This is a genomic window from Pseudoclavibacter sp. RFBG4 (genome assembly GCF_002931515.1).
Lineage (GTDB): Bacteria > Actinomycetota > Actinomycetes > Actinomycetales > Microbacteriaceae > Pseudoclavibacter.
The window spans coordinates 38,575-54,977 of the sequence record NZ_PSYC01000011.1 but is presented as its reverse complement, the minus strand read 5'-3'; the positions used below and the strand labels follow the sequence as shown (position 1 = coordinate 54,977).

The following is a 16,403-nucleotide window of genomic DNA, read 5'->3' as shown; positions in this document are numbered from 1 at the left end:
AAGTTCGGTGGGGCGGACGGGCGCGCCTCGAGGTGGATCAGTGGTCGACGAAGCCCGCAGGTCGCCGCCCCGGCATCTGGTGGATGCTTCGGGTGCAGCGGCCTGCGGGCCTCGTGTTCTCGCCGTCTGCTAGCTGTTCGCCTTCGCGGAGCGCTTGCGCACGACGAGTGCGGTCACGCCGGTCGCGAGCAGCGCGAATGCGGCGAGGATGCCAGCGCCGATGTTCTCGGCGCCGGTCGTTGCGAGCGCGTCCGAGCCGTTGTCGGCGTTGCCGCCGCCGGCGACCGGTGCGGTCGTCGATGTGGCGGAGGCGGTGGCGGAGGCAATGGGCGTGGTCGTCGCCGACGCGGTGGGCGCCGCAGTCGCGGACGCGGTGGGCTCCGTGGTGGCGGTAGGCGCCACCGTCGGGGCTGGGGTCACGGTGGGCTCGGCGGTGCCCGGCGTGCTGGGCTCCGGCTGCTCGGCTCCTGCGTCGACGAGGCGGATGCTCCCGTCGGCGTTGACCTCGACCTGAGCTGCCATGGCGGCAGCCAGGTTCAGCCGCTGCCAGCTGCCCTCCGCACCCTCGTCGAGCGGGTAGCCGGAGTCGAGCGCGGTGAGCTCGAGCACCTGGCGGCGCTGCTCGGGCGTGAGGTCGGGGTGGCTCGTGATGAGCAGCGACTCGGCGTTCGCGGGGATCGTCACGGCTTCCCCGGCGGGCGCGATCTGCGGGAAGGCGTACGACATGCGCTGCTCGTAGAGGGCAAGGGCGTCGTCGTCGGAGAGGTACGGGGTGTCGGCCTCGATGCAGTCGACGAGGGCGGCGCCGCATCCGGCCTCGAGTACCCCGCGCAGCTCGGCCTCGGCCTCGGCGAAGAGCTCGCGGAACGCGGGGTCGCTCATGCGGCGCTCGACGATGTGCTGGCCCATCATGCGCCCGCTCATCACGTCGAGCGGGTAGTGCGCCGCCATGACGATGCGGTTGTTCCCGGCTTCGGAGGTGCGGGCGAGGATCTGCGGGGCGAGCTCTGGCAGCATCATCGAGAGCGACGTGCCCTGCCAGTACGCCTGCGAGGTGTGGCCGCTGGGGTAGGCGCCGCTCGTGGAGTCCCAGGCGTCGCCGCCCTCCTTGTCGCGGTACTGGAGCAGCTCTGGGAAGCGGATGTAGGGGCGGTCGTAGTCGAAGTAGTTCTTCGAGGGGTTGGACGACGAGTAGTAGCCGACGAGGCCGCCGCTCTTCGCGAGGAGTGCGTCGATCTTCGGGAGCTCGCCCGCGAGACGCGCCTCGGAGTAGATCGCGCCGAGGTTCGCGCCGAGGCCGTCGGCCATGGAGACCGACATGTCGTCGTACTGGTCGATGATCGCGCGCTCGACCTGCTCGGGGGTGGCCGAGGTGTTGATGTCGACGGTCTGGCTGTCGTTGAGCGCGATGATGTCGGCGCGGTCGGTGACGAGCCAGGAGAACTGGTCCATGATCGGCACGTAGTCGTACTCGGCGTTCGACGGGTAGTCGTAGGCGAGCTGGTCGTCCGTGAACGGCTCGGCGGCGGATGCTGCCCCCGCGCCGAAGCCGGAGAGGAGCACCCCCAGCCCGGTCGTCACAGCGATGGTGGAAGCGAGGCGTCGTCGTGACGTCGTGATGCGCATGCGGGGTTCGGCCTAACGGTCGGGGGATGAACCCGGCGAGCGTAGAGGCCCGGGGAAATCAGCCGATGTCCGTTAGGTGACCGGCTAGTGAACGAGGGTGCGGAAAGAGGCGCACAGCAGAACGGGGACCCGGCGCATCATGCGCGGGGTCCCCGTTCGGTGGCCGTCTCGGCTCAGTCGGCGATCTGCGCCGCGAAGGACTGCAGCCAAGGGCGGAGCTCGGGACCGAGCTTCGGGTCCTGGCTCGCGAGCTCGACGGTCGCCTTGATGTACTCGAGCTTGTTGCCGGTGTCGTAGCGGCGTCCGCTGTAGACGACGCCGACGACTCCACCGAATGCCTCGGGATCGCCCGCGAGCACCTCGAGCGCGTCGGTGAGCTGGATCTCGCCGCCGCGGCCGGGGGCTGTGCGTTCGAGGACCTCGAACACCTCGGGGCGCAGCAGGTAGCGACCGATGACGGCGAGGTTCGATGGCGCGTCTTCACGGGCTGGCTTCTCGACGAGCCCGGTCAGCTGGATCGTGTCGGGGCCGACGACGCCCTGTTCGCGCGGAATGCTCGTGTCGTAGGCGGCGACTCCGTACGCGGAGATCTGGTCGAGGTCGATCTCCTGGAGCGCGACCACGCTGGCACCGGTCTGCTCGTGCACCTCGATCATGCGCTTGAGCAGGGATCCGCCGGAGGACATGATGTCGTCGCCGAGGAGCACGGCGAACGGCTCGTGGCCGATGTGCTGCTTGGCCCGGAGCACGGCGTGACCGAGGCCGAGAGGGTCGCCCTGGCGGAGGTAGTGCACATCGGCGAGGTTGGTCGCCGCGTTCACGCGGGCGAGCTTCTCGTGCTCACCGCGAGCCGCGAGGAGCGTCTCGAGTTCGGCCACACGGTCGAAGTGATTCTCGAGGGAGGCCTTGTGGCGCCCAGTGATCATGAGCACGTCCGAGAGGCCGGCTTCAACGGCTTCTTCCACGACGTACTGGATCGCAGGGCGGTCGACGACGGGGAGCATCTCTTTCGGGATGGCCTTCGTGGCAGGCAGGAAACGAGTGCCGAGGCCTGCCGCGGGGATGACGGCCTTGGTGATGGGTGCGCGCATGAGGAGAATGCTATCGGCACGCGACCTCGCCCCGAAACTCCGGAGGAAAACGGTTACGCCCGTTTTCTCGGTCGCCGTGCAGTCGATCAACAGAAATGGGAGCTTCCACGCTGGCTCGGAGGACGGCGTGACGGGCTCGCCCAGCTAGACGATAGGGGTGACGGTCTCCGCAAGCGTCGAACCTTGAGAATTCGTCGCGATGAAGCGCACTTCAGCCGGCCCCGTCGTGGAGGTGCGGGCTTCTGATGCCGCAGTCGTCTGCTCGGTCACGCAGTAGTCGGCAACGCCAGGAATGGAGACCTTCCCGGTCGCAACAGACCCGTCGAAACTCACCTCGCCGCCTGCCAGAGCTGGCGAACTCGTCACCCGCAGCGAGACCTCTCCGCTCTCGTGTCGGTGCGCTTCAACCAGCACAGGAGAGGACGGGTCATCGCCCAGGAACACCGTGTTCAGGTGGAGCTGCTTCTCGAAGACGATCGCGACGGCGTGGACGACACCACCGGCAATCTCATGGTCGGTGGGAGAGAGCGCGACTTGTCGCGGTTCAGTGCCCCAGCTGAAGAGGACTCGCTGCCTCCCCCGCGCAAGGATGATGCTGGTCGTCGTGACGTCCCGGTCAGCATCGCCCGCGGAATACGTGCTGCCGTCAGCAAACGTGAGGACGTCAGAGGGCTTCAAGACCAGGGGCAGTCTGTGGGTGCTCTCACCCTCCTGCTCCGTGATGAAGGAGTACCGCAGGCTCGAATCCCAGTAGCTCCACCCGGTCGCGTACTGACTCGCACCCTCTTCGGACTCCGCCTGCTGTGAGAACAAGCCCGATTGCTGCGAGAGCTCGTCCGCTGACAAGGTGCTCTTCGAGGAGCCGTTGCGCGCGTCGACGAAGCGCCCCACAGTGCTGGAACGGCGGGTGCTGAACTCCCCGCCCGGGCCGATCGTCTCCCAGCCCGTCCCAGCCTCGTCGTCGTTGGAACTGACGAGAATGCTGCCCATCAGCGGAGACCAGAGCGTGCCGAGTTGACGTGCAGAGTTCTCGCCCTGCATCCACTCACCGAAGACGCCGACGGCGTAGTAGCCGGGACGGCGCACGAACAGGTATTCGTCGCCCACGGAGCCGAGGGCACGCTTGACGAAGCGATCGCTCGTCAGCATCGGAAGTGCCGCTTCCACCTGATCACGTGCGGTCTTGCTCGGCCCGTCGGGCGCGAGGACACCGTGCATCCAGATCCGGGGGTCGCCACTGGGTTTGGAGAGCGGTGGGATCTCCTTCTTCGAGTTCAGGAACGCTGCGCGTACCTTGTCCTTCTCTGATTTCGTGGGAAAGAACAGGGCGATCTCTGGGACCTGCTCGAGGAAGTCCTTCGCCAGAGCCCCCCGGTCCATGAATTCCTCCGCGGAGCGCGACAGCTTCGAGACTGCGCCGCGAGTGTGCAGGGCCGGCACGTGGAACAGCTCGCTGGTTCCCGGCTCGGGGATAACGGCGTAGCGCATGAACTCCACGTACCGCTGCACGAGACTGAGGAGAGCCGGGTGCGAGGTGTGACGGTACAGCCAGGCGACGTCGGGCAGTGCGACGGTGAAGTTGTAGCCGAAGTCGACGCCGTAGGGTTCGTGCAGGAAACCGGCTGGAGCCTGGCCGTGCTCGACGAGGAACGAGGTGCGTTCGTTCACGGCATCCTGCGTGGTCGTGGGCTTGTCCAGGGCCTCCAGGGCTCGCTGAGCGCCCACGAGGCCGGCGAGCACTTGGTTGAAGTACGGGATGGGCGTGCGCCAGTGCCTGGCTTCGGGATTCATGAACCACTTCACGGATCGCTCGAGGCTCTGCGCGAGTTGCTGCTGCGCCTGGTCGGACATCATCACGGAGCGCAATGCGACGTACGCCTCGGCTTGGACGCCCATCCCGAACGTCGTTGCAGCCAGCGAGGACTTATCGCGCCAATCCGGGTAACTGCCATCGTCGAACTGCAGCGAAGTGTAATAGCCGATGGCCGCTTCGAGGCGGCTCAGCAGCTTCGGGTCCAGGTAGTAGGGGTTCCAGTCCCGCTTGTTGGCGTAGAACCAGGCAAGCGTCGCGATGTGCTCCATGGTGCGAGCATTCTTGGGATTCTGAGTGTCGGGGGACCGCCACCAGCCTCCACCCATGAAGCCGTACGTCGCCCCGTGGTAGTCCACGATGTCGTTCGCCATGCCGGTCACGCTCATGAGGTACCGGCCGAGCACCTGCTCGTTGGGGGCGAAGAGGGCACGGGACGGGGACGAGATCGCGCCGACCTTCGGCAGCAGGGTGGGAGAGTCCGCGGAAGCTGGAAACGCGAGCTGCACCGCCGCGCCGAAGGCGCCCATGCCCAGTGCTCCGAGCAGCAGAGAGCGACGGCTGAGTTCGGAGGGGTCTCTGGTCATGATGATTCTTCTCAAGATTGGGGGATCGGGGCTGCCTGAGCGATGCTCTGCGAGCAGAGGGCCAGCAGGTCATCCCACACTCGGTAACTCCCGGAATCGGGACCGTGGTCAGAGGGCGGCGTGGGGTTCATTCACGGCTGGAGAACCTTGCGAGACCGCACCATGGCCGGGTCGAGCTGTCGCGGCAGCTCGAACAACCACCCGAGCTTGAGCTTCGGTGCGAGGGTGCCGAGAGCGACGGGCCCAAGCACCCCGACGGCTGTTCCAGCGCCCGCCTGGAGCACCAGGTTTTCGACGCCCGCGACGTTCAGGACGATTCGAGTTCCGGACGTGAACACGATGTGCGCGACGAAGATCACCATGGACTTGGCGCCAAGGCTCGAAAGCCACGCGGCCCCTGGCATGCCGGCCACCAACTTCGACGTCGCGAGGATGCCGACGACCCCACCCGTCGATGCCACGGTGCCGAGAACCACACTCACGACCGTCCGGCTCTCACCGTCAAGCGTCGGTGGCGTCGCCAAGCCGGAGACACCGAGCACGACCATGGTGCCCAGCCCGAGCACCGCCGCCGCGATCAAGGTCCACCGCGAGCGAGCTGCAGCGAATGCGAGGAAACGTTCGCCCCGCCAGATCGTCGCGACCACGAAGAAGATCGTGAGCGCGAGGCCCTGGGTGCCGAGGATGCTTCCGCCGAGGCCCCACATCGCGAGCGACCCTGTTCCGGCGATCAAGAGCGCGGCTGCGCGCCTGGCAGGTGAATCCCAGGGCCGGACGAGGGCCGTGAAGACCATCATGAGTGCGATCCACCCGAAGAACCACAGTTGTGCGTCCGGCGTCCAGATCTTGAGCACCGACTCGAGCGACGTCGGTGAATTCACGACGCTCGACGCCGCCAGCTTCACGCCTCCTTGGACCGCGGTCCACAGCAGGTAGAGCCAGAGGAAGGTCAGATCTCGGTCCAGGGCGTACTTCCAAGGTCCGACCCGACGCATTCCTCGTTGCACGAAAAGGCCAGCAGTGAAGGCGAAGACACTGAGATGCGACATGTAGACCGTGTCGTAGACCACGTTGAAGGTGTGCAGGTCTTGGATCAGGCCCGCGGCTTCGAGCCCGAGCCAGACGTGGCCGAAGACGATCGCAACGATCGCGAAGCCCTTGGCGATGTCGATGGACGAGTCGCGGGATGTACTGGGTATCCGGGGCACTTCCCAAGACTATGCGAGAAGTCGCCGCCTGGATGAGCTGCGGATTTCCACGAAGTAACATGATCTCGACAGTCGCACCGCCGCTCCCTGACGCCGGAGCCGCGTCAGTGAACGAGCTGACGTCGCCCATCCGGATCCACCTCGAGGAGAGCCTTGCGAAGCGCTGACGACCCGCTTCCCTACGCACCCGCGAAGCGCGGGTACGTGAGCACGCCGATCATGCTCCTGGTTGCGCTCATGTGCCTCGTCCTCATCCCCGCCGGCCCTATTCTCTTTCCCAGCCAGGGCACTCCGACCCGGTCGGACGCGATCATGGTGCTCGGCCCCGCCGACAACGGTCGCCTCGACTTCGCGCGCAGCCTCGTCGCGGATGGCTACAGCGACACGATCATCGTCTCGGCGGACGCGAACGGCGGTCGACTCAGCCGGGAGAACATCCGGATCTGCAACGAGCCGAGATCCTTCCGCGTCATCTGCAAACAGCCCTCGCCCTTCACGACGCAGGGCGAAGTGGCTCTCCTCCAGTCGGTCTTCGACGAGCGCGAGTGGCAGAGCGTCATCGTCGTCACCGGCACGATGCATGTCGCTCGCGCTCAGCTGTACCTCGACCGTTGCTTCGATGGACAGGCCACCGTCATCTCCGACGGAATGACGCCTCCACTCGGGAGCCTCCCATACCAGTACCTGTATCAGACAGCGGGCTTCTTGAAGGCCTTCACGGCCACGCCCGGTTGCGCCTAGCGACAGCAAAGCGGCCACCTCTCCTGGGGAGAGATGGCCGCCTTGATGGAGACGCTACGGGCGACCCATGCCGAAGTACTGCCATCCAGCGTCTCGCCAGCGGACCGGGTCGAGGCAGTTGCGGCCGTCGACCACGATCTTCCCGCTCACCAGGTCGCCAGCAGCCGTGGGATCGAGTTGTGTCCTGTACTCGTCCCACTCGGTGACGACAAGCACAGCGTCAGCCCCCGCAAGGGCTTCGTCGCGATCCGCCACGTAGGTGAGCTGCGGCTGCACGCGTCGTGCGTTCTCGATGGCCTCGGGGTCGGTCACCGTCACGCGTGCACCGAGTCCGTGCAGACGAACGGCCACGTCGAGAGCTGGCGAATCCCGGATGTCGTCGCTGTGGGGCTTGAAAGCGGCGCCGAGCACGGTGACCGACTTGCCGTGGACGTCTCCTCCGAGCGCATCGACGACCAGCTGAGCTGCACGCGCGCGACGACGCAGGTTGATCGCGTCCACCTCGCGCAGGAAGCTGACCGACTCTCCCTGGCCGAGCTCCTCCGCACGCGCGGAGAACGCCCGGATGTCCTTCGGGAGGCAACCTCCGCCGAAGCCGATGCCGGCGCCCAAGAACCGGCGTCCGATCCGCGCATCGTGTCCCAGTGCGTCCGCGAGCTGGGTGACGTCTGCGCCGGTCACTTCGGCGATCTCAGCCATCGCATTGATGAAGGAGATCTTGGTCGCCAGGAACGCGTTCGCCGACACCTTGACGAGCTCGGCCGTGGCGTAGTCCGTCACCAGGAAGGGAGTTTCCGTTGCAATCGCCGTGTGGTACACCTCGCGGAGGACGTCCGCTGCTCGCTCGCCCTCCGGACCGCTCGGAACGCCAGCAACGAGACGGTCAGGTGCGATCGTGTCGTTCACCGCGAAGCCTTCGCGCAGGAACTCGGGGTTCCACACGAGAGTCGCGCCAGTCTCGACGATTCGGGGTGCCAGCTCCTGCGCCGTGCCAACCGGCACGGTGGACTTCCCTGCAACGATGTCCCCTGGCTTGAGGTACGGCAGAAGTCCGTCGACTGCCGCATTCACGAACCGGAGGTCAGCCGAATAGCTTCCAGCTTTCTGGGGTGTGCCCACGCCGATGAAATGCACGGTCGCGCTGGACGCTTCGCTCAGGTCGGTGGTGAAGCGGAGACGACCCGACTCCAGTTCCTGGGTCAGGAGCTCCTGCAGCCCTGGTTCGAAGAACGGAGCCTTGCCCTTGGCGAGCATCGCGATCTTGGCCTCGTCGACGTCGATGCCGACGACTTCGTGTCCGATCGAGGCCATTGCGGCAGCGTGCACGGCGCCGAGGTAACCGCAGCCGATTACTGAAAGTCTCAAAATCACTCCTGGATCTATTTCATCTGGGGGGGGTCAGGCCGTGGCACAGCGCACGAATATGCGGGGCCGCGACGATGACGGTTCTATTGGGGGGGGGCAGAGCGGCTCAGTCGAGGGTACCGAGACTTGCCTTCGTCTGGAACGGATTCCGGAAGGAGGGAGCCAGGAGTCTCAGCAAGATGATCAACGACGCGCTTTCAGCACTCCCCTATCTTGAAGCTCCTGAAGGCGGCGAGCCACAGCTTTCGCGGACGCGGCAATGGTCAGCGCTCTGGCATTGCTGACGAGGTGATCCGAGTAGCGACGTCGGAGGTCCTCGTCGTCGCGGAGCCGTTGCACGGCCTCACGCCACGCGGCCGGGTCGGCGCTCTCCAGCACGAACAAGCGCTTGAACTCATCCGTGCTGACCAGCTGGTCCGCACAGCCGAAGCTGCTTGCGAGGACCACGGGGACCCCGTTCATCGCCGCTTCGACCGCGCTCCTGCCGTATGCCTCCCGAGAGGACGTGCCCACGTACACGAACGCGTCCTCCCACAACGCAGACGGGGGCGCCCATCCTTCGATCGTCACGTTCGAGGGGGCGCTGGCCGCGATCTCTCGTTGGAGGTGCCCGGTTCCGAACATCCGACCGCGAATGCCAGAGTCCTGCAGAGCCGTCGCGAAGAGGTGCGGCCTCTTGTCCTCGTCGAATCTCGCAGCCCATACGGCGTTCGTTCGTGCACCAGCGCCATCCCAGCTCCGCTCAAGCGGGGCAATACCGGCAGGGACGATTTCAACGGGGGAACGCAGATCGAGATCATCGCGCAGCACGCCGGTGGTCGCCCAGACTTCACGTGCCCGCCGCAGGGCAGCGCGTTCCAGGGTCCTCCACGCCACACGCTTCCCCAGCTTCGCCTCGCCAGCTGCTGGCCATGGGAGCCCACGCGTGAAGGCGATCCACGGGGTCTTCCCGATCGCGAGAGCCATGTCCGTCTGCGGAATGAGGCTCACGACCACGTCGAGGTCGCGTTCTTCGACGAAATCCCTCACCCTGCGGCTCTGTGCCCGCACACCTCCGAGCCCTGACGGCTCCGCGTGCTCTTCGACGATCCACTCCGGATCGTCCGCAGGGCGCCCCCCGGGGGCTCCCGCGGAGACTCCGAGGAGAAGCTGCCAGTCGAGTGACTCGTCTCGGCCAGCCGAGACCAGTTCTCGCGCAGAGCGGTAGACACCCGACCGTGCGGTCAGGGGCGAAGCGACGAAACCGACCTTCACCATCACCTGCCCGCCCTTCGTGACCGAGCGTCAGCGAACAGGGCGAGGTGGAGGTTCGCGATCTCCTGATCGTCCGCAAGCCCGTCCGTTGCCACTGCTGCTCTGCCGAGCGCCTTCCGCAGCGATGCGTCCTGATCGAGTCGATCGATCTGCAGCGCAAGGTCCTCTTCGGAACCGGAACGGAAGGTCAGTCCGTTCTCACCGTCCGTGACCCACTCTGTGGGTCCGCCCTCGTCTGCGACGATCGTTGCGCGTCCACGAGAGAGGTACTGCAGAACGTTCTGACCGAGCGGCTCGGGACGGATCGAGGCTTGAACGCACACATCAAGGCCATCGATGAACGAGTTGACATCCCGGACGTGGCCGCAGAAGTCCACTCGATCGGCGATGCCGAGCTCCGCGGCGAGCGCCCGGAGCTCCTCGAGGTAGGGCTCATTGCCGAACGGTGCCCCGCCGGCGAACATCAGGCGGCAATCAGCCGAGAGATCGGCTCTGGCAAGTGCGCGAACGAGAAGCTCCTGGCCCTTCCACGGGTCGATTCGGGCCACCATCCCGATGCACCTGATCCGCTCCCCGGCAGCGATGTCAGGGAGTGAGTCCGCCTCGATGCGCGCGATTCCCGCGGCGCTTGGGATCACGGCGACTGCCGTGGCCTCACGGATGCTGCTTCTCGCTGAGTCGAGCGTGGCCGAGGAGTTCGCGATGACCCCGTCTGCTCGGCGCAGGGCGAGTCTCGTGAAGAGTGCGTGGCCGGCACCGCCGATGCTCTCCGGAGTGATCATGTCGCGGAGGTGCACCACGAAGGTCCGGCGAGATCCGAGGACCGCCAGCACACCGTAGATGGCCGACCTCGTCGAATTGGCGTGCACGACCTCGACGCGCTGTCTGCGAAGGGTTGGCCGCAGCACGAGCGCCTGCCCGAGCAGCCGGATGGCCATGCCAGCCAGCTTGCCGATGCCGCCCGCGTTGCTTGCCCCGACCGGTTGCTGGGGTCCGATCCTCAGTACGCCGACCTCCTCGTGGAGACGACCGTCGGTGAAGACTGCGTTCTCGTCATTGCTCCTCTTCGGCAAGATGACGAGCGGGCGCCATGACGGCTTGCCCTGCAGCATCCGTGCGAGAGCGAGCTCTGCTCCACCATTCGTGTTGACGTGATCAAGGTGCGCGACCTTCATGACCTGGCTCATGCGGCCACCCACTCCTGAATCTCCGATTTGAACCGTTCAGGCGCGAACGACCGTGCTCGCTCTACGCAGGCACCGCGATCGATCGACGAGAGGGCGTCCACGGCTTCGCGTGCCGATACCGGGTCGAAGGACTCGAGGAGGTACCCCGTCTGCTCGTGGACGACGCTCTCACGTGCACCGCCGACCGCGTTGGCTATGACCGGCGTTCCCGACGCCATGGCCTCCACCGGCATGATGCCGAAGTCCTCGACGGGTGGGAAGACATAGGCGATGGCGCGAGCGTAGAGCTCTCGGAGCAGCGCGTGACTCGGGCTGAGAATGAAGTGCACCTCTGCCTCTGACTCTTGCGCGTAGCTCCGCAGGAATTCCTCACCCGGGCCTGAACCGGCCAGCACCACTGGCACCCTCGCTGCCGCTCCGAGGTCGATGACGGTATCGAGCTTCTTGTATGGAACGAAACGGGACGCTCCGAGGACGAAGTCGGCCGGCAGCGAATCGAGCAGATCCCTTTCGGCGCCAGAGAGTTCGTCGAGCAGGGAGCTCGTGAACGCCGAGACGTCGACGGGCGGGTAGATCACCGTGCTGTCCCGATGCCAGCAGCGTGCGATCCGCTGCTTGACGAACTCGCTGTTCGCCGCGATCTTGTCGAGGGATTGCGCGCGACGAAAATCAAGCTGCTTGAACGGCACTGCTGCCGCCTGCAGCACCTTCGACTGCCCGCGCACGTCCAGATCCGGTTCCCAGAGGTACCGGGCAGGTGTGTGCACGTAGGCGTACCGCTTCGCATCGGCTGCGGGGCCCGAGAAGCGCGCATGGTGGGCGAAGAGATGCGAGCTCGCGAGAATCCACTCTGCTTCCGAGTGCCCCATGCTGCGCCACGCGGTCTCCATGAAGGGGAGCGCGAGGCTCTTGCTCCTTCGCAGCCTTGTCGAGGCCAACCAGGACTCGGTGACTCGCCCGGTCTCATAGCGTTGGGGAGCGTCGTTCCAGAGCGCGCGGATCGGGGCCTTGGGGAAGGTCTCTGCGAGCGCGTCAAGCACCTTCTCCGCTCCGCCGCGTGGCTCGATCCATTCGTGGATCAGCACCCCGCGAGAACCGGATTGCGATGACTGCGCTCCTCCTTCTTCACGCGGCTTGTCCTGCTGGTTCGACCGGTCGTGCTGGCTCATCTGCTTGGCAGTTCCTTGGGGGGTCGGATTGCTCATGCCTAGAACCTCTCTTGTCGATTCGGGGGGAAAGTCGTGTGCAGGCACAGGTGAACGATGGGGTGGGTGGGAACGCTCATTTTTTACGACTCTGAGATGCGGTGGACGGCGCCTCGGTGGGAGGCTCGCCGCTGCCGGGGTCAGCTCTCAGCATGCGTGCGGCCACGATGATCGCGAAGATCAGGGGAAGCCAGTACATGGCCTGGTTCAGGAAGGCGGCCGTAGAGGCGAAGATGAGGATCAGGAGCACGACGGATGCGGGCCAGAACGCGCGCTTCTTGCGCAGCGAACCGAGCAGAATCGAGAACACGGCCGTAGCTGTGAGGAGCAGCAGCCAGAGCGCGACGAGGATTCCGCCCTGGTACCAGCCACGGAGCAGATAGTTGTGCACAACCGTCTTGCCGTCGAATGTCGTCGAGTTCATCGGGTCCATCCCGACACCGACGAAGGGGCTCTCCGAGATCCACTGAAGTGCCCAGGTGTACGTGCCTTCGCGGATGTCGAGCGAGGCAGCGCCTCCGCCGCCGCTCTCGCCCGTGACCACCCCGATTCGATACATGACCGACGAGAACAGCACGTCCTCGCCTCCCGCGGCGAAGAGGTAGATCGGGATCAGGACAGCGGCGGCCAACACTCCACCGATCAGGAGCCGGAAGAACTTCCGCGACACGAGGACAACGAATAGCGCGGCGAGCAGCACCGCCATCATGGCGCTCAGGCTTCCCGTCGCGACCAGCGCGATGCCGTTGACGGCCATCGTGAAGATCAGGACAGTGCGCAGGAGAGACGAGCGCGTCATGACAACGCTCGCCGCGATCGCGAGTCCGATGCCCGCCATCAAGCCGAGCGCGTTCGCATGGCCGGCCAACCCGACAGCTCGGCCGAAGACGGTGCCGTACCCCAGGACGCTGATGCCAGCGAGCTGAAGCAGGCCCGCAAGTCCGGAGATGGTCTGGGAGACGAGGAAGCTCCCGGCCACCCAGCGAAGAGCGTGAGGCGTGTCGGCCAGCATCCGGGTGATCACGCCCGGCAAGAGGATGAACATAATACCCATGAGCGCGCCAACGATCAGGGACGAAGTCACCGAGCTGTTCACGCCTGACCACAGCGAGCCGAGCGGCACCATCAGGCCACCGAGGATCCAGAGCCAGAAGTACGGCGGCCGCTGCGTATAGCCGCACACCGTGAAGACCAGCAGTAGACCGCAGATGATGACGTTGATGTTGTTGGTCTCGGTACCGAAGACGATCCGAGCCATAGGTATGCAGAAGGCGACCACGACTGCGAGGAGAAGAACGGGGCGTCTGAGCCAGCCACTCGCGCGCTTCTTCGCCTGGGGTGCCACCGGCTGGACCAGCGGCGACGGGACGATGACTCGTGTGACGCTAGCCACGTGGGCCTCCTAGATATGCGTCGACAAGCCTCGCCTTGATCACGGGCGCCATGAACTCGCTGATCGAGGCCGTGAGGTGGTGCGTGTCTCGATAGACGAGGATGTTGCCGATGATCGCAGGGCACTCCTCGGCGTTGCAGAGATAATCGTTGAAGGAGAGGTATGCGCCGCCCGAGCTCTCGACTGCCTGTCGCTCGAGACCCGCCAGGTCCGCATTGGTCCCCTGGGCGGTCGGAACGGCACACTGGGCTGCGTTCTCCACGTCCCTCGACAGACACAGCAGCGGTTCCTGCGCAAGATGCGGCGTGTCCTCGAGGACAACGACCTGACTTGCAGCTGGCATAGCCGCGAGCGACGTCTTGAGCCCCTCCGCCCAGACTTCGGCACTCGGATCCGTCTGGTTGACGAAGGAGGTGTCGCCACTTGAGACCGGCGCGTAGTTGGAGAGCACAACCAGTTCAGGCTGCACTTCTTCGATCCGCTCGACGACGGCCTCGCGCCACTCGTCGCACTCCCAGTAGGCGCGGCCGTCGAAGTTCTTCTCGACGAAGCTCGAGGAGCAGCGTGACTTGGAGTAGGACTCGACCTTGATTCCCTCTTGCTTCGCGATGAGGTTGATGGCCGGGAACCAGTTCGCGGCGTGGGAGTCGCCGAACAGCACGATCGTCCGGTCTCCGTCAGGGTCCCCGAAGGTGCACGGCTCGAAGGAGGTCGCGCGCTCAGTCACGTGGCATGGCGTCGAATACACGAGCGCGTTGTCGTCGGCTGCGGTCATGAGCGATGGCGTCAGGTTCGACGGCACCTCGAGCACTTCAGGGGGTGCGAGCACAGGCGACTGCAGGACCTGTGCGGGCGCATCCGCCGTGACGGTCGAGTTCTCGGACAGGACGCGGCCACCGATGCTGGCACCGCCGAGCACGACGGCAACGGTCAACGCAAACGCGAGCACACGTCGCGGCTTGAGCTTTGGCGACCTGAGCTTCCGAATCGGATCTTCGATCCAACGGTAGAGCGCGTAGCCAACCGGGATCGATACCAGCGCGAGTGAGAGCCTGACCCAGAACGGCAGCTCTTCACCGACGGCCAGCTCGGGGATGATCAGCAGTGGCCAATGCACGAGGTAGATGGAGTACGAGATATCTCCGATCCACCGGACTGGACGCCAGGCGAGCGCTCGCTGGATCGGCCCGGGAACGGCGACTGCCCCGCCCAGGATGAGCAGCGCGCTTCCCACGACGGGGATAGCTGCATATGGACCGGGGAACGGGGTCGTCCCGGTGATGAAGAGTGCGGATCCGAGCAAGAGGAGTGCGCCGAGGACGGATGCGACCGCGCCGAGCCCTCGGGATATCTGGGGCCGGGCGAGGAGAAGAATGGCTACGAGGCCGCCCACGCCGAGCTCCCAGGCGCGAGTGGGCAGTGAGTAGAAGGCCCACGGCTGAGACGTGGACATCACGAACAGGCACAGGGCGAATGAGCCGAGGACCAGGGCAGCGACCGCGAGGAACATGACCCTGAGTCGACCGCGCCCGAGTGCGAACAGCGCAACGATGACCAGCGGCCAGACGAGGTAGAACTGCTCCTCGACGCCGAGTGACCAGTACTGCTGGAACACGGACTCGCTGCCGTCGGCGAGGTAGTCGCTGCCTTTCGCAGCGAAGTACATGTTGGGCACGTAGGCAAGCGCAGCCGCGCCCGCGAGAAACTCGTCCGGAAGCAGAACCCGCGGCAGGAAGATCGCCGCGAAGACTGCGGTGAGGACGATGACGGTGATTCCGGCAGGAAGCAGTCGCTGGATCCGCCGCGCATAGAAGCCTGCGAAGTCGACGCGCCCTGTCTTGGTCCGGGTACCGATCAGGTGCGTCGTGATGAGGAAGCCGGAGATGACGAAGAAGACGTCAACGCCCACGAAGCCCCCGGAGAAGCCAACGAATCCGGCGTGGTAGCAGAGGACAAGCAACACCGCGAAAGCGCGCATGCCCTGGATATCGCCGCGGAATCCGCTCTTAGGGCGGATCTGCGGCTGAGCGGGGACCGCCACCTTGTGATCAGTTGCCATCTCGTCCACCTCGGATTCTCGCCATGACCTTCTCCCTGCCGGTGATGAGCTTTCGGAACAGCACCACAGGCGAATGCAACGTTGCGACGCGAGCGAGGTGGTAGAGACGCCGAGGCAGCGTCTCCGCAGAGTGGGACCTGATCCTATGCACAGACTGCACCAGGAGGCGCCGGTTCTTCGGCGACAGACTCTTGCTGTGCTTGGCGATGTACGCCTCAGTACCGGCAGCACGACGCTCCGTCACGCCGGTCAGCTGACCGAGCTGGTGCTGGCGTTGCCGCACCAGTCGCTCGCGGACGACTCCGTAGTCGTACCCCACCTGCAGGAACCGAGCGAGGAAGTCGGTGTCATTCTTGACCGGAAGCTTCGGGTCGAAACCATCGAGTGCTTCGAACGCGCGGCGGGTGACCACGATGCCGCTTCCGGTGACACCCGGGTTCTGGGCGACCACTTCTTCGAAGGAGAGGCCAGGCTCCGGGGCGTGCCAGTCCCTGGCGTGGTTCTCGCTGAACTCGATCATCCAAGGCACGGACAGATCGACGCCGTCCCCCTGGAGCACGGAGAGGGCACGCTCGAGATGCGTCGGCTCCCAGAGGTCATCGTCGTCGAGAAACGCGAGGATGTCAGTCCCGGCGATCGCCGCACCCGCGTTCCTGGACCCTGAGGCTCCCTGCGGACCTTCGAGACGCTCGACGTACCTGACGTCGATCTCGGTGGAGTTCGCGATCGACGTGATCGCCGAGCGAGCGTCGTCATCCTTCACATCGCTCACGACGATCACGACCTGGGGGGCGAGGGTCTGCGCGAGCGCCGACTCGACAGCCTCCGTGAGGTAGGCCCCTCGAAGGTGAGTTGGTATCACGCACGCGATCGTTCG

At 65.6% G+C, this 16,403-nt stretch carries 12 protein-coding genes; 1 reads left to right on the top strand and 11 read right to left on the bottom strand.

Going from position 1 to position 16,403, the window contains the following annotated elements:
- Positions 1 to 129: 129 nt before the first annotated feature.
- The 4 genes from C5E10_RS02950 to C5E10_RS02935 all read right to left on the bottom strand — a co-directional run bounded on the left by C5E10_RS02950 (position 130) and on the right by C5E10_RS02935 (position 6,322).
- A complete protein-coding gene (locus C5E10_RS02950) occupies positions 130 to 1,626 on the bottom strand; it encodes a phosphatase PAP2 family protein (RefSeq protein WP_104330368.1) in 1,497 nt (498 codons plus the stop codon).
- 173 nt (positions 1,627 to 1,799) lie between these two features.
- A complete protein-coding gene (locus C5E10_RS02945) occupies positions 1,800 to 2,717 on the bottom strand; it encodes a UTP--glucose-1-phosphate uridylyltransferase (RefSeq protein WP_104330367.1) in 918 nt (305 codons plus the stop codon).
- 144 nt (positions 2,718 to 2,861) lie between these two features.
- Positions 2,862 to 5,114 carry a hypothetical protein gene (locus C5E10_RS02940; RefSeq protein ID WP_104330366.1) on the bottom strand — a complete coding sequence of 751 codons (2,253 nt, stop codon included), beginning with the start codon at positions 5,112 to 5,114 and terminating at the stop codon, positions 2,862 to 2,864.
- 131 nt (positions 5,115 to 5,245) lie between these two features.
- Positions 5,246 to 6,322 (bottom strand): acyltransferase, encoded by a 1,077-nt coding sequence (locus C5E10_RS02935; protein WP_104330365.1) that lies wholly within the window; start codon positions 6,320 to 6,322, stop codon positions 5,246 to 5,248.
- Positions 6,323 to 6,475: 153 nt separating this feature from the next.
- Here C5E10_RS02935 and C5E10_RS02930 point away from each other — a divergent pair, with 153 nt between their 5' ends.
- Positions 6,476 to 7,063: a YdcF family protein gene (locus C5E10_RS02930; protein WP_104330364.1), complete on the top strand. Its 588-nt coding sequence runs from the start codon at positions 6,476 to 6,478 to the stop codon at positions 7,061 to 7,063.
- 54 nt (positions 7,064 to 7,117) lie between these two features.
- Here the strand turns inward: C5E10_RS02930 and C5E10_RS02925 are convergent, their stop codons facing one another.
- The 7 genes from C5E10_RS02925 to C5E10_RS02895 form a co-directional block, all read right to left on the bottom strand.
- The gene (locus C5E10_RS02925; RefSeq protein WP_104330363.1) at positions 7,118 to 8,428 is read right to left on the bottom strand and encodes a UDP-glucose/GDP-mannose dehydrogenase family protein; all 1,311 of its coding nucleotides are present in this window, start codon (positions 8,426 to 8,428) and stop codon (positions 7,118 to 7,120) included.
- Between the two features lie 183 nt (positions 8,429 to 8,611).
- On the bottom strand, positions 8,612 to 9,685 hold the full coding sequence (locus tag C5E10_RS02920; RefSeq protein WP_104330362.1) for a glycosyltransferase: 1,074 nt from the start codon (positions 9,683 to 9,685) through the stop codon (positions 8,612 to 8,614).
- The gene (locus tag C5E10_RS02915; protein WP_104330361.1) at positions 9,685 to 10,869 is read right to left on the bottom strand and encodes a glycosyltransferase family 4 protein; all 1,185 of its coding nucleotides are present in this window, start codon (positions 10,867 to 10,869) and stop codon (positions 9,685 to 9,687) included. The genes C5E10_RS02920 and C5E10_RS02915 overlap by 1 nt, the downstream gene beginning before the upstream one ends.
- The gene (locus C5E10_RS02910) at positions 10,866 to 12,074 is read right to left on the bottom strand and encodes a glycosyltransferase (RefSeq protein ID WP_258070976.1); all 1,209 of its coding nucleotides are present in this window, start codon (positions 12,072 to 12,074) and stop codon (positions 10,866 to 10,868) included. Before C5E10_RS02910 ends, C5E10_RS02915 begins: the two co-directional genes overlap by 4 nt.
- A 76-nt stretch (positions 12,075 to 12,150) precedes the next feature.
- Complete coding sequence (locus tag C5E10_RS02905; RefSeq protein WP_104330359.1) at positions 12,151 to 13,467, bottom strand: O-antigen ligase; 1,317 nt, start codon at positions 13,465 to 13,467, stop codon at positions 12,151 to 12,153.
- Complete coding sequence (locus C5E10_RS02900) at positions 13,460 to 15,526, bottom strand: acyltransferase family protein (protein WP_146080132.1); 2,067 nt, start codon at positions 15,524 to 15,526, stop codon at positions 13,460 to 13,462. Before C5E10_RS02900 ends, C5E10_RS02905 begins: the two co-directional genes overlap by 8 nt.
- A complete protein-coding gene (locus C5E10_RS02895; protein WP_181062609.1) occupies positions 15,516 to 16,388 on the bottom strand; it encodes a glycosyltransferase family A protein in 873 nt (290 codons plus the stop codon). Before C5E10_RS02895 ends, C5E10_RS02900 begins: the two co-directional genes overlap by 11 nt.
- Positions 16,389 to 16,403 lie beyond the last annotated feature (15 nt).